This window comes from Thermoanaerobaculia bacterium (genome assembly GCA_018057705.1).
Lineage (GTDB): Bacteria > Acidobacteriota > Thermoanaerobaculia > Multivoradales > JAGPDF01 > JAGPDF01.
Map to the genome: position 1 here is coordinate 1 of JAGPDF010000016.1, position 13,523 is coordinate 13,523.

Here is a 13,523-nt window from a genome sequence, read left to right on the forward strand (position 1 = left end):
ACTTCGCCGTCACCCGTTCGCAGGGCGGATCCCTGCCGGGCCGCGCGCACTTCGTCGAGCTCGGCGGCAAGGTCTTCGCGCTCTACGGCCTGGCGGTTGCCGAGCGCTGGCCGGAAGTCGCCGGCGCCATCGACGCGACCCTCGCGAGCTTCGCGCCGCTCACCGACCCCGCCCGCCTCGCCGCGCAGCCCCAGAGGATCGACGTCGTCGAGCTGCCTGAGGCGATGAGCTTCGACCAGTTTCTCGCCCGCTTCCCGAGCACGGCGCCAGAGGCGACAGTCGCCCTGGTCAACGGGGTGGAGGACCCCGCCCGCCTCCTTGCCGCGGGTACTCTGCTGAAGCGCATCGTCGGCCGCAATTTCGGCGACGCTCCGTAGCCCCAAGCCTGCCCGGCGCCTGTTCCGAAGAGCGCTGGCGGCTGTCTCAACCTGTGAACGGGCCCTGCGCCCCCAGCTCGACAGGAGAGACCATGCACCTTCAATGCCGCCTTCGTTCCATTCCTGCCCTCGCCCTGCTGTGGCTCGTTGGCGCCGCGACGGCCTACGGCCAGACCGGTGTCCTCGGTCTCGTGATCGACGAGACGCGGGTACGCGAAGGCGCCACCGAGGCCTCGGTCGTCGTGCGCTCGACCGCCGCGCTCAACCTCGCGGCGGGCGCCATCGCCATCGAGATGCAGGACAAGGACGGCCTGCCGGGAAGTCCGTATACGGCGCTGCTCGGCGTCGAGGTCCTCTCCGGTGCGGGCGACGCCGTCGCCAATGCGACCTTCGATCCCCTCACCCTTCGCACCGAGGTGACCTTTTCTTCGGCCAGCGGCACGGTGAACTCCTCTTTCGGCCCGCTGGTGATCGTGCGCTACGCCCTCGACCCGGCGCTCGAGCTCGACCGCCGGTTCATTCTCCGGGTCGATCCCGATGCGCTCGATCTCGACGCGGCCGACGGTCAGCCGGTGCCTTACTTCACCGAGAAGGGGCGCCTGCGGGTCGATGACTTCGACGCCGACGTCAGTCTCGAGGCGGAAGCCGACCACGCGGTGCCCGGCGCGACGGCGGTGATCGGTGCCGGGACCGAGATCCTGGGTGAGATCGCCTCGGGCACCATCGAGATCCTCTTCGAGCCCGGGTTCGCAGACGGTCCGGCGACGGCCTCGATCCACCCGGCCTACGGCGCGGCCGTCATCGACGCAGTGGAGGAACCCGCCCCCGGCGTCGTGCGCGTGACCTTCCACTCCACCGGCGACGACCTCAACACGCTGCTGCCGGGGCCGTTCCTCGCAGTCTCCATTCCGACCCGCGCCGACGTCGCGGTGGGGAGCCGCTACGAGGTGATCCTCGGAGCGGGCACGGCGGTGCTCGATGGCAACGGACAGCTGGTGGAGGTCGAGATGACCGAGCCGGAGATCCTGCGCTTCGTGCAGGCCAACCTGCAGTTCCTCTCCGGCTTCGACGACGGCTCGGCCGACGACTTCTGGACGGGCGGAAACTCGTGACAGCGAAATTCGTGACAGTTACCTCTTTTCGCCCGCGAGGGCGGTGACATTCGCTCGGCTGGAAGCCGAGAGAAATCAGGTAACTGTCACGAATTTCCGCGTCAGCGGACGCGGCTGCGGCGATTGCGGATGTAGTCGGCGAGGAGGAACTCGCCGAGGTTGTCGGGCGAGGCGAAATAGGCGCGGCCGCGGTTGACCTTCGTCAACTGGTCGACGAACTGCTGCAGGAAGCCGTCAGTGGCGATCATGAAGGTGGTGATCACGATCTTCTGCCGCCGGCAGAGGTCGGCCTCCTCGAGCGTCAGGTTGACGATCCGCAGGTCGAGCCCGAACGGGTTCTTGTAGACCCCGCCATCCTCGGTGATCGCCGACGGCTTGCCGTCGGTAATCAGGATGATCTGCTTGTTGGGCTGCTTCTGCCGGGTCAGGAGGCCGCGCGCGAGCTGCAGCGCCTCGCGTGTGTTGGTGTGGAACGGACCGGCCTCGAGGTAGGGGAGGTCGCGGATCGCGATGCGCTCGGCGCGGTCGCCGAAGGTGATCACCGACAGATGGTCCTTCGGATACTTCGTCGTGATGAGCTCGGTCAGCGCCAGCGCCACGGTCTTCGCCGGCGTGATCCGGTCCTCGCCGTAGAGGATCATCGAATGACTGATGTCGATTGCGACCACGGTGGCGCAGGCGGTCATGTGCTCGGTCTCGAGGACCTCGAGATCCTCTTCCGCGAGCTCGAGCTCGCCCTGGGTGCGCTTCAGGGCGTTGGCGAGCGAGCGCACCGAGTCGATCCGCGCGAGGTCGTCGCCGAAGGCGTACGGTTTCGTTTCGGGCAGCGTCTCGACCCCCTCGCCGCTGGCGCGGATCGAGTGGTAGCCGGGAGTCCCCTTGGCGAGGCCGGAAAAGATCTGCTCGAAGGCGCTCTTGCGGATATGGCGCTCGCCGGCTCCCGACAGCACCAGTCCGCCTTCCTCGTCGCGTTCGATCAGACGCTGCTTCTCGAGCTCGGCGAAGAAGGCGTCGAGGTCGACCGACTCGTCGATATAGCCCTGCTCCTGAAGGTAGCGCATCCACTCCATGGCCTCCTCCGGGTCGCCCGCGGAGGCGAGCAACAGCTGGTTGAAGAGGCGCGTGAGGTCGATCCCCGCCAGCATCTGGCGCAGCAGGTCGGGATCGAGATGGAAGTAGCGGTGGCGCATGCCCGGACGCGAGGGTGCGGCTAGTTGATCTCGCCGGTGCCGCGCCGCGGTCCGCGCCGCGGCGGCTTGACGAGCTGGAACTTCAATAGCTCCTTGTAGCTCACGGTGCTGTCGAGGTCGTGGCGGGCCAATTTCACGCTCTGGTGGAGGCCGTCGAGGACGAGCTCCGACCAGAAGGCACGCTGCTCGGGCGCGCCGCCCAGGGGCGCGGCGAGCGCCTCCAGGCCCGGGACGCGGGCGAGCTCCGCCGCGTACTCGGCGAACGGCATCTCGTCCGACAGCGTCACGGCGTTGCCGGCGGCGAACCAGGTGAGGATCGGAGCGTAGGGACCCGGCTCGTCGGGGTTCGCGGGAACGTCGCGCTCGAGCTCCGGGAAACGGCCCTCGAAGAGCTTCCTCACGGCCATGCCGATGAGCTTTCGCGCCACGACCTCGGGCCCCTGCTGCTCGCCCTCGTAGACCATCTCGAGCTTGCCGGTGAGCGCCGGCAGAAGCGGCGGCAGGTCGCAGAGCCGGGGATAGACCGGATGATCGCCGGTCGTGAGGGCCCGCCGCTCGAGATTCGAAGCCAGCAGCTCGATCGCCGAGATGGCCACGCGCGCCGAGACGCCCGAGGTCTGGTCGACGAGCTCGCTGTCGCGCGCCGCGATCGATATCTCTTCGATGAGGAGGCGGGATTCGTCGGTGATCACGATCGGTGCGTCGCCGCGCTCCGTCCAGGCCTCCTGGGCGGTGATCCGTGCGGCGAGCGCGGCGCTCGGGGGATAGTGGGTGAGGATCTGCGAGGCGATGCGGTCGCGCAGCGGCGTGATGATCGAGCCGCGGTTCGTGTAGTCCTCCGGGTTGGCGGAGAAGGCGAACAACATATCGAGGGCGAGACGCACGGGAAAGCCGCGAATCTGCAGGTCGCGCTCCTCGAGCAGGTTCAGCAGGCCCACCTGGATGCGCGGCGCGAGATCGGGGAGCTCGTTGATGGCGAAGATGCCGCGATTGGTGCGCGGGATGATCCCGAAGTGGATGACCTCCGGGTCGGCATAGGTGAGCCGCCGCGTCGCCGCCTTGATCGGATCGATGTCGCCCAGGAGATCGGCGATCGAGACGTCCGGAGTCGCTGTCTTCTCGCTGTAGCGGGCTTCGGGTCCGAGCCATTCGACCGGCGCGTCGTCGCCGGCCTCGGCGATCCGGCGCGCACCCCAGGTCGAGATCGGGGCCAGCGGGTCGTCGTTCACCTCGCTGCCTGCGAGCACCGGGATCTGTGGATCGAGGAGCGTGGTGAGCTGGCGGAGGAGGCGCGACTTCGCCTGGCCCCGGAGGCCGAGGAGGATGAAGTCATGACCCGCGAGCAGCGCGTTGGCGATCGACGGAATGACCGTGCGGTCGTAACCGACGATGCCGGGAAACAGCTCCTGTTTCGCCGCCAGCTTGCGTCGCAGGTTGGCGCGGATCTCGGCCCGCACCGTCTGCGAGCGGTAGGCGGTGCGCTTGAGCTCTCCCAGGGTCTTCGCGAGCGTCGTCATCCGTGCTGTGCCTCCAACCATCGTTCGGCGTCGATCGCCGCCTTGCAGCCGCTGCCGGCCGCGGTCACCGCCTGGCGATAGAGCGGGTCGGTCACGTCGCCGCAGGCGAAGACCCCCGCGACGCTGGTGCGGGTGGTCGGTTCCTCGATCAGCAGATAGCCCGCCGGATTCGTCGGCAACTGCCCAGCGAAGATCTGCGTGTTGGGCTGGTGACCGATGGCCACGAACAGCCCCTGGGTCGCGAACTCCGATTCGGCGCCGGTCACCCGGTTGCGCAGCCGGAGGCCTCGCACACCCTCGTCGCGGCCCCCCAGAATCTCGACGACCTCGGAGTCCAGGATCCAGGCGATCTTGGGATTGGCCTGGGCGCGTTCCAGCATGATCTTCGAGGCCCGGAACTCGCGCCGCCGGTGCACCACGGTGACCTTGGAAGCGAAACGCGTGAGGTACGTCGCCTCCTCGAGCGCGGTGTCGCCACCGCCGATCACCGCGACCTCCTTGCCCTTGAAGAAGAACCCGTCACAGGTGGCGCAGGCCGAGACGCCATATCCCATGAGCTCGCTCTCCGAAGGCAGGCCGAGGAGCTTCGCGCTCGCTCCGGTGGACAGGATGAGCGCGTCGGCGGAGTAGCTCTGGTCGTCGCTCTGGAAGCGGAACGGGCGCGCCGAGAGGTCCACCTTCGACACCATCTCGAACTTGACCCTGGCGCCGAAGCGCCGGGCCTGCTCGCGCATCTGATCGATCAACTCGGGGCCCTGGATGCCGTGCGGGAAGCCGGGAAAGTTCTCCACTTCGGTGGTGATGGTGAGCTGGCCGCCGGGCTGGTTGCCTTCGAAGACCATCGGCTCGAGACCGGCGCGGGCGGCATAGAGCGCCGCTGTCAGACCGGCAGGACCGGATCCGAGGATGGCGACGCGAAAGTGACTGTCTGGGGACGGCGCTGCGTTCGTCATGCGACCGAAGAGCTCCTTTCAGTGGGATCTACGCGATTCGAGGCTGTCCGGACGCGAGGGGCGCAACACCAGCAGCGCTGCGGCAACGCCGTCGTGACGCTGCGACTATAACAACGGCGGGGCGGGGTTCATTTCCGGGCAGCCGGGAGGCTGACGCCAGCGGCGGTGGCCCGCCCGTCCGGTCCGGCGCCCGAAAGCAGCACAGCCGGAATCAGGAGGTCGAGCCCGGACGGAGGAGCTTCTCGGCGAGGCGGACGACGTTACCGGCGCAGCCGACCGTCAGGTTGTCGATCGTCGCCCAGATAAAGAAGGAGTTCCCGCCGGCTTCCTGGATTTCGCCGATGAGCAGCTCTTCTTCGCCGGCAGCCTGCACGGGACCGAGCGCCAGGGGTCGTTTGGCGAGCGCTCCGGCTCCGCTGCGGCCCAGAAGCTTGCGCAGCGCGGCGGCGTCGGTGGGTTGGTCGAGCTCCACGTAGAGGCTCAGGGTCACGGCGTGGAAGACGCCGGCCTGCGCCGTCTGCACCGCGACCCTGTTCTCGAGGCCGAGGGCGACTTCGGTCTGGCGCGCGATCTCCGCGCCCGGGATCGTCGAGGGGAGGAGATTGAAGGCCATCTGGGCCGGGAAATGGACCGGCTTCGCCGGTTTCGCCATCGCCAACAGGGCGCGGCTCTCTTCGAAGAGTGCGTCGATGCCGGCGGTGCCGAGCTCCGAAGCCGGCAACATTGCCGTCGCGACGGCGCGGCGCAGCCCGAAAGCGCGCAGCGGCGCGAGCAGCTGCGTCAGGCCGACGGCGGCGGCGGCCGGCGCGAGGAGGCGGTCCTGCCCCAGCCAGGAGAACTCCTCGACCCCGGCGACTGCGGGTAGGGCGTCGGCCGTGGTGGCGCCGTGCGAGGCGACGATGGCTCGACCGCCGGGGGGAAGCAGCGCCATCGCCCGGCGGTCGAGCTCGATCTCGCCGCAGAAGATGGCGAGATCGACACCCTCGAAGCAGTCCTCTTCGACCCGGGCGACGAAGGCCGCGCCGTCGAGCCCTTCGGTCAGTGTGCCGACCATCGACTCGTCGAGCGCGAACAGGCGAAGGTCCGTGCAGAGGCCGGGTCGTTGGGCGAGGCGCTCGGCGATCTCCTTGCCTGCCAGCGAAACCGAATGCACCAGCGCGATGCGGCTCAAGCGTGACCCTCCGAAACCGGCGGGGATGGCGGCAGGGTCGGTCGTCCGATGCCGAGGCGGCTCAGGAGCCAGAGCACGGGTCCCGAGAGGGCGTAGGCGAGCGCCATGACCGGCAGGAAGGCCTCCGGATAGAAGGCGAGCAGCAGGATCATCGCCGCGAGCGGGAGCGCCATGCGGTAGCTGTGCGGCTGCCGGAAGTCGAGCGACTTGAAGCTCCAGTAGCGGAACGTCGAGACCATGAGGCTGCCGAGGAGCCCGAGCGCCACCGCCATGGCGACGAGCAGCCAGCGCCGTCCGTCGACCTGCGGCATCACCAGGAGGATGCAGGCGATGCCGCCGGCCGCGGCCGGGCAGGGCAGGCCGACGAAGAAGCGCTTGTCGGCGCGCACCGTCTGCACGTTGAAGCGCGCCAGGCGCGTGGCGCAGCAGACGACGAAGTAGAGCGGCACGAGCCAGCCGAGGCGGCTCCAGATGGACAGCCCCCAGAGGTGGGCCACCAGAGCCGGAGTGGCGCCGAAGGTGATGACATCGGCCAGCGAGTCGAACTCGCGGCCGAAGTCGGTCTCGGTGCCGGTCATGCGGGCGATACGGCCGTCGAGGTTGTCGACGACGCCCGCGATGAGGATGCAGCCCGCCGCCCAGACGAACTGGCCGCGCAGCGCGAGGATGACCGCGAAGAAGCCGAGGAAGATGTTGCCGATCGTGAAGACGCTGGGCAGGAGGAAGGCGGCCCGCCGCCGGTGGCGCAGCAGGCGAGATTCGCGGTCGCTCATCGTCTCATCGCGGGGCGGAGGCGACCGGCGGGGCTGCCGGAGATGCGGGGGGCGTCGCCGCGCGGGTTCCGGTGCCGCGATCGCTCGCCATCGGCGTCTCGCCGACCCTTACGCGATCGCCCTTCTTGACCAGGATCTCGTAGGAAGCCGGGACGTAGAGGTCGACCCGCGAGCCGAACTTGATGACGCCCATGAGCTCGCCGCGCTGCACGCGATCGCCCTTGTCGAGGTAGGAGACCACCCGCCGCGCGATCAGGCCGGCGAGCTGGCGCACGCCGACGCGATCGCCGTTGGGGCGCTCGAAGACGTTGGTGTAGCGCTCGTTCTTGTCGCCGACGTCGGCGCGGAAGGCGGCGAGCTTCTGGCCTCTGAGCAGGCCGGAAAAGACGACCTCGCCCGCCACCGGGCTGCGCTGCACGTGCACGTCGAAGACCGAGAGAAAGGTGACGACACGGCGGTAGGGACCTGGACCGATCTCCGGATCGACGACCTCGTCCACCGCGGTGATGAGTCCGTCTGCTGGCGCGAGAACGAGACTCTCCGGGCCGTCGAACCGGCGGGTGGGATCGCGGAAGAACAGCAGCACGAGGAGGCTCACGAGCGCCACTGCGATCGCGGCCGTGCGGCGCTCGAAGTAGAGCAGCGCACCGGCGATCGCGACCAGCGGCAGGACGAATGCCCAGGCCTCCTTGGCGAAACTCACGCGCGGCCCGCCGGCGGGCGCAGCGTGGATGGCGATCGCAGGTTCAGACCCGGACCTGATTTTCCTGGTGTTCGCGCAGCATGGCCTCCATGCGGTCCTTGAGCGCGAGCTTGTGGATCTTGAGACGCTTCTCCTCGGCCTCGTCCTCCTGCGACGGAAGGGTCCGCTGGGCGATCTGAACCAGGCGCTCCTCGCACTCGTGATGCTCGGCGTGGAGGAGCCGGAAGGCCTCGCTGGTGCGCAGGAACTCTTGTCTGAGGGCGTCGGCGTTCGGCATCGAGACGTACTCCTTTCTCCCGTTGGGAGCGGTCGAGTTCGAGGATAGCACCCGGCTTTTGCGCCCTACAACCGCCGCTCACCGCCGAGGCTGCCGGGCTCGCGGGCGAGGAGCCAGGCGTCGCAGTCGTCGCGGTAGTAGCGCCTGCGAAGGCCAGCGAGGGCGAAACCGAACCCCTGGTAGAGGGCCTGTGCGGCCAGGTTGTCCGCCCGTACCTCGAGGTGGCAGCGGACGCCGGACCGGTCCAGCCCGGCCAGGGCGGCGGCCAGGAGGCTCCTGCCGACCTGCCGGCGCCGCCACGCCGGAGCGGTTGCGACCCGCAGGAGCTCGGCCTCGCCTGCGACCTCCCGGAAGAGGGCGAAACCGACCGCGTCGCCGGCCGTCGACTCGGCGAGCCAGCCGAGCGCCCCCGGGGCCTCCCAGAAGCGCGCGATCTGGTCGGGCGTCCAGGGTTCGGCGAAGGCGCCGGCCTCCAGGGCCGCCAGGGTGTCGAGGTCGCGGATCGAAGCGCCACGGATCCGGAGAGGGACCGGTGCCTGCGCCGCGCGCCCGCCGCGCGGGGCGGCCGATCCGCTCCGGTCGTTCATCGACCCGGATTGCGGGGCGTGAACCCTCGCAGGTAGAGCGGCCGGAGCTCGGCGGACACGAGGTCGTCGATCGTGCCGGCGGAAGCGGCCACTGCCACCGCGGCGCAGAGCGCGCTGGCACGGTGGAAGCGGTGGACAGGGGGCTCTGCGAATCGGGCTGGCAGCGGCTGGGTCGCGTGAGCGGCGAGCAGGGCCCCCGCAGGGGGAGCGATCTGCGCGACAGCCTGCCGCGCGGGTTCTGCGATCGTCACGAGGCCGCCTTCGCGGCGCTCGAACTCCTGCACGAACCACTCGTCGCGCAGCGCGTCGACGAGCGCCACGACACGCTCGCCGGGCGCCGAGGCGGTCTCTGCCGCGGAGCTCCCCGCAGCGGCGTCGATGGCCAGGGCGGCGAGATTCGACAGCGCGACGACCGGCACGGCGAGCCCGGCGCGGAATCCGAGCGCGGTAGCGAGGGCTACGCGGATCCCGGTGAAGCTCCCCGGTCCGCTGAGGACGACGATGCCGTCGAGGTCCGCCGTCGCGATGGCGGCGCGCCGGAGACTGGCGTCGATCTGGTGCAGGAGCGACGGGCCGGAGCGGCTCTCGCCGGAGCTCTCGGCGAGCCGGGCGCCGTCGCGGGCGACCGCCGCGCTGGTGACCGGAGAGCCGGCGTCGAAGGCGAGCCAAAGGGACATGACGACGCAGTCTAGCCCGACCGGTCGCGGCTATACTCATCCGTCCATGCGCCCAGGGGTCGAGATGACGCCGATGCTCCGGCACTATCTGGAGCTCAAGGCCCAGTATCCGGACGCGATCCTGTTCTATCGCATGGGCGACTTCTACGAGCTCTTCTTCGAAGACGCGCTGAAGGTCGCGCCGCTGCTCGATCTGACCCTGACCGCGCGCCAGAAGGGCACGCCGAACGAGGCCCCGATGTGCGGCGTGCCGCACCACGCGGTGGCCGGGTACATCGGCAAGCTCATCCGGCTCGGGCTGAAGGTCGCCGTGTGCGATCAGGTGGAGGACCCGGCGCAGGCCAAGGGGCTGGTACGCCGGGAAGTGACACGCGTCGTCACTCCGGGGACGATCTCGGAGCTCGCTCTGCTCGAGAGCAAGGAGGAGAACCTCCTCGGCGGGATCGTCTGGCAGACCGGGGCCGGAGGTGCCGGCGCCTTCCTCGACGTCTCGACAGGGAGCTTCTTCCTGCGCCGCTGGCGCGATCCGCTCGAAGCCGTCGCCGACCTCGAGGTCCTGCGCCCGCGCGAGCTGCTTTGCGACCCCGAGGAGTTGCCGGCCGAGATCGGGGCCTGGGCGGAGCGCGATGTCGCCTGCCGGACGGCCCTCGAAGGCGTCCTCGAATCGCCGGCGAAGGCGTCGGAGCGGCTCGCCCGCCAGTTCGGGGTCGGTACGCTGCGCGGCTTCGGCCTCGAGGACGGCGAGCCCGGGGTGCGTGCGGCGGCGGCGGTCCTCGCCTATGCCCAGTCCACCCAGCGCAGCCGGCTCGATCACGTCACCGAGATCCGTCTACGGGCGGCGTCCGATCGGCTGGTCCTCGACGCCACGACGCTCGCCAACCTCGAAGTCTTGCGCACGCAGCGCGACGCCGAGCGCGGCAGCTCGCTGCTCACCGTGCTCGATCGCACGGTCACGGCTCCGGGTGGCCGCCTGCTGCGAGACTGGCTGCGGCGCCCCCTGCGCGAGCTGCCGGAGATCGCCGACCGGCACGACGGCGTCGCCGCCTTCGGCTCCGATCCGTCCCTGCTGGCCCGCCTGCGGAGCTCGCTCTCGCGTATCGCCGATCTCGAGCGCCTGGCGACCCGCGCCGTCGTCGGTTCGCTCACGCCGCGCGAGGCCGCTCTGCTGCGCGACACGCTGATCGCGGTGCCAGCGCTCTTCGCGGAGCTCGAGGGGCTCCCCAGCCGCCTGCTCGCCGCTGCGGCCGCCGTCGATCCGATCGCCGATCTGTGCGCCGGCCTCAAGCAGGGACTCGAAGAGGAGCCGGCGGGGAGTCTCGACGACGGCAGGGTCATCGCCGCCGGCGTGGACGCCGAGCTCGATCAGTATCGCTCCCTCGCCGCGGACGCCAAGCGCCACATCCTGGAGCTCGAGGAGCGCGAGCGCAAGCGCACCGGAATCTCCTCCCTGAAGGTGCGCTACAACCGTGTCTTCGGTTACTCGATCGAGATCACGCGAGCGAATCAGGCGGCGGTGCCCGCCGACTATGTGCGCCGGCAGACGCTCGCCAACGCCGAGCGCTATGTGACTCCGGAGGTGCAGGAGCTCGAGGAGCGGATTCTCCACGCCGAAGAGCGGCGGCTGGCGATCGAACGCCGGCTCTACGCCGGGTTGGTTGCCGGCATCGCCGGCAATGCGACCCGGCTGCAGAAGCTGGGACAGGCGGTCGCGTCGGTGGACACCCTGGCGGCGCTCGCCGAGGTCGCGGCGCGGCGCGGTTACGTGCGGCCGCAGATGCTGGCGGCCGGGAGCGGTCTCGCGATCGCGGACGGCCGCCATCCGGTGCTCGAAGTGGCCCTGGGCGAGAGCTTCGTCCCCAACGACCTCGAGCTCGATCCCGGGAGCTCGCAGATCGTCCTGCTGACCGGACCGAACATGGGGGGCAAGTCGACCTACCTGCGGCAGTCGGCTCTCCTCGTGCTGATGGCCCAGGCGGGCAGCTTCGTGCCGGCCCGGCGCGCGGCGATCGGCGTGGTGGACCGGATCTTCTCGCGAGTCGGCGCATCGGACGATCTGGCGCGCGGCGAGTCGACCTTCATGGTCGAGATGATCGAAACCTCGAACATCCTGCGCTTCGCCACGCCGCACAGTCTCGTGATCCTCGACGAAGTCGGGCGGGGGACCGCGACCTTCGACGGCCTCTCGCTCGCCTGGGCGATCGTCGAGCACCTGCACGAAAGCGTGCGCCCTCTCACCCTTTTCGCCACCCACTACCACGAGCTCACCGAGCTCGCCGAGCTTCTGCCCCGGGTGGTGAATCGCACCATGGCGGTGAAGGAGTGGGAAGACCGCATCGTCTTCCTGCGCCGCGTTGCTCCGGGGAGCGCCGACAAGTCCTACGGCATTCACGTCGCGAAGCTCGCCGGCCTGCCGGAGGGGGTGGTGAAGCGCGCCCAGCAGGTGCTCGCCAATCTCGAGGCGAAGGAGTTCGATCCCGAGGGGCGACCGCGTCTGGCGCACGGCGAGATGCCGGCCGACCGCAAGGTCGCCCAGCTGCCGCTGTTCTCGCCGCCATCTCCGCCATCTCCCGCCGCTTCCGCGCCTGCGGTCGCCCCGGCGGCCGAACTCGTCGCCGGCATCCTGCGCGAGCTCGAGGTCGAGCGCCTCACGCCGCTCGCCGCCCTCAACCTTCTCGCCAGCCTGAAGGAGCGTCTCAAGTGAACGGCGGCAGCGTCCTCTTCCTGGGCGTCGAAGGGCTGGCACTCGCCGCCGCCGAACGCCGGATCCTGCGGCGCGTGCAACCGGCGGGAATCGTGCTCGTCACCCGCAACATCGGCCGCGCGGAAGAGCTGCGCGACCTGGTGGGGGAGTTGCGCGCCGCTGTGCCGCAGGCAATCCTCTGTCTCGACGCCGAAGGTGGACGGGTCGATCGCCTGCGCGGCGTCGTCGCTCCCGCTCCGGCGGCCTCGGCGCTCGCTCACTGCCGACCGGCGACCGCCAGACGCGCCGGCCGGCTGCTCGGCGAGGCTCTCCGCCAGTTCGACTTCGACCTCGACTTCGCTCCCGTGGCGGACCTCGATTACGGCATCGCCGGCAACGCCCTCGACGAGCGCACCTTCGGGAGCACGCCGCGTCCGGTCATCGCGCGGGCGAAGGCAGTCCTCCAGGGCCTGCACGAAGCCGGCGTCGGCGGCTGCATCAAGCACTTTCCGGGCCTCGGGCGAGCGACTGCCGACACCCATCTCTCGGGGGCCCACATCCGTGCGACGCGAGCCGACCTCGCGCGGGATCTGACCCCCTTTACCGAGCTTTTTTCAGGCGCCGAGTCGGCGATGGTCGGGCACGCCATCTACCCGGGATGGGATGTCGAGGTCCGGCCGGCAAGCCTCAGCCCGGCGATCGCGACGACGCTGCTCCGAAACCGAGCGGGCTTCCGCGGCGCACTGTTCAGCGACGATCTGGAGATGGGGGCTCTCGCCGAGTTCGGCTCGCTGCCGGAGCTGGGCGAACGGGCTCTCAGGGCCGGGTGTGACGGGCTGCTCTTCTGTCGCCGGGTGGAGGAGGCGCCGGCGATCGCCGCGGCGCTGGGCCGGCGGGCGCTGCGTCCGCGGCTCGACGAGGCGCAGCGCCGGCTGGCGCGTCTGCGCTCGCGGCTCGCTGTATGGAAGAAGAAGGCGCCGGCGGCGCCGGGCCTCGCCCAGCTGCGCCGCCGGTTCGAGAGCCTGGCCGCCGACGTCGCGCGCCGGCAGCCGGGTCCCGGCCTGCGTTAGAACGGGATGTCGTCGTCCTGGAAGTCGCCGGGACCGCCGTCATGCCCGCCGCCCGCAGGGGCGCTCCCGCCGGCGTCCCGGCCGCCGCCGCCGCCACTGTCACCCTTGGAGCCGAGCATCTGGAAATTCTCGCAGATGATCTCGGTCTTGTAGATCTTCTTGCCTTCGCGCTCCTTGTCGTCCCAGGACCGGGTCTGGATACGGCCTTCGACGAAGACCATCTTGCCCTTGGTCAGGTACTGGCCGGCGATCTCCGCCTGCTTGCCGTAGACGACGATGTTGTGCCACTCGGTCTCGTCCTTGCGGTTGCCGTCCCTGTCCTTGTAGCGGCGCGACGTGGCGAGCGAGAAACTGGCCACCTGCTGGCCGCCCGGCAGTGCACGCATCTCGGGGTCGCGCCCCAGATTTCCTACCAGCATCACTTTGTTGACCATGG

General features: G+C 69.9%; 14 protein-coding genes. 4 read left to right on the forward strand and 10 right to left on the reverse strand.

The annotated features are described in order from the left end of the window. The coding region (locus tag KBI44_07265) for a peptidase M48 (GenBank protein ID MBP9144266.1) at positions 1-377 on the forward strand (377 nt) is incomplete at its 5' end. 92 nt (positions 378-469) lie between these two features. Further along, entirely contained in the window at positions 470-1,489 is a 1,020-nt protein-coding gene (locus tag KBI44_07270) for a hypothetical protein (protein MBP9144267.1), read from the forward strand. Positions 1,490-1,590: 101 nt separating this feature from the next. Here KBI44_07270 and KBI44_07275 read toward each other — a convergent pair whose 3' ends face one another. The 9 genes from KBI44_07275 to tsaB all read right to left on the reverse strand — a co-directional run bounded on the left by KBI44_07275 (position 1,591) and on the right by tsaB (position 9,337). Next, positions 1,591-2,679, reverse strand: coding sequence for a VWA domain-containing protein (locus tag KBI44_07275; protein MBP9144268.1), 1,089 nt, complete (start codon positions 2,677-2,679; stop codon positions 1,591-1,593). Between the two features lie 20 nt (positions 2,680-2,699). Further along, positions 2,700-4,196, reverse strand: coding sequence for a magnesium chelatase (locus KBI44_07280; protein MBP9144269.1), 1,497 nt, complete (start codon positions 4,194-4,196; stop codon positions 2,700-2,702). Next, positions 4,193-5,149, reverse strand: coding sequence for a thioredoxin-disulfide reductase (gene trxB / locus KBI44_07285; protein ID MBP9144270.1), 957 nt, complete (start codon positions 5,147-5,149; stop codon positions 4,193-4,195). Before trxB ends, KBI44_07280 begins: the two co-directional genes overlap by 4 nt. A gap of 211 nt (positions 5,150-5,360) precedes the next feature. Continuing rightward, positions 5,361-6,320 (reverse strand): hypothetical protein, encoded by a 960-nt coding sequence (locus tag KBI44_07290; GenBank protein ID MBP9144271.1) that lies wholly within the window; start codon positions 6,318-6,320, stop codon positions 5,361-5,363. Further along, positions 6,317-7,093, reverse strand: coding sequence for a CDP-diacylglycerol--serine O-phosphatidyltransferase (gene pssA, locus KBI44_07295; protein MBP9144272.1), 777 nt, complete (start codon positions 7,091-7,093; stop codon positions 6,317-6,319). Before pssA ends, KBI44_07290 begins: the two co-directional genes overlap by 4 nt. A 4-nt stretch (positions 7,094-7,097) precedes the next feature. After that, a complete protein-coding gene (locus tag KBI44_07300) occupies positions 7,098-7,796 on the reverse strand; it encodes a phosphatidylserine decarboxylase family protein (GenBank protein ID MBP9144273.1) in 699 nt (232 codons plus the stop codon). Between the two features lie 43 nt (positions 7,797-7,839). Continuing rightward, entirely contained in the window at positions 7,840-8,073 is a 234-nt protein-coding gene (locus KBI44_07305) for a DUF465 domain-containing protein (protein MBP9144274.1), read from the reverse strand. A gap of 65 nt (positions 8,074-8,138) precedes the next feature. Then, on the reverse strand, positions 8,139-8,660 hold the full coding sequence (rimI, locus tag KBI44_07310) for a ribosomal protein S18-alanine N-acetyltransferase (protein MBP9144275.1): 522 nt from the start codon (positions 8,658-8,660) through the stop codon (positions 8,139-8,141). Further along, a complete protein-coding gene (gene tsaB, locus KBI44_07315; protein ID MBP9144276.1) occupies positions 8,657-9,337 on the reverse strand; it encodes a tRNA (adenosine(37)-N6)-threonylcarbamoyltransferase complex dimerization subunit type 1 TsaB in 681 nt (226 codons plus the stop codon). Before tsaB ends, rimI begins: the two co-directional genes overlap by 4 nt. Positions 9,338-9,383: 46 nt before the next feature. Between tsaB and mutS the strand changes: the two genes are divergently transcribed. Beyond that, complete coding sequence (gene mutS / locus KBI44_07320) at positions 9,384-12,038, forward strand: DNA mismatch repair protein MutS (protein MBP9144277.1); 2,655 nt, start codon at positions 9,384-9,386, stop codon at positions 12,036-12,038. After that, the gene (gene nagZ, locus KBI44_07325; protein ID MBP9144278.1) at positions 12,035-13,087 is read left to right on the forward strand and encodes a beta-N-acetylhexosaminidase; all 1,053 of its coding nucleotides are present in this window, start codon (positions 12,035-12,037) and stop codon (positions 13,085-13,087) included. Before mutS ends, nagZ begins: the two co-directional genes overlap by 4 nt. Here the strand turns inward: nagZ and KBI44_07330 are convergent. Further along, a complete protein-coding gene (locus KBI44_07330; protein MBP9144279.1) occupies positions 13,084-13,521 on the reverse strand; it encodes a single-stranded DNA-binding protein in 438 nt (145 codons plus the stop codon). The genes nagZ and KBI44_07330 overlap by 4 nt on opposite strands. Positions 13,522-13,523 lie beyond the last annotated feature (2 nt).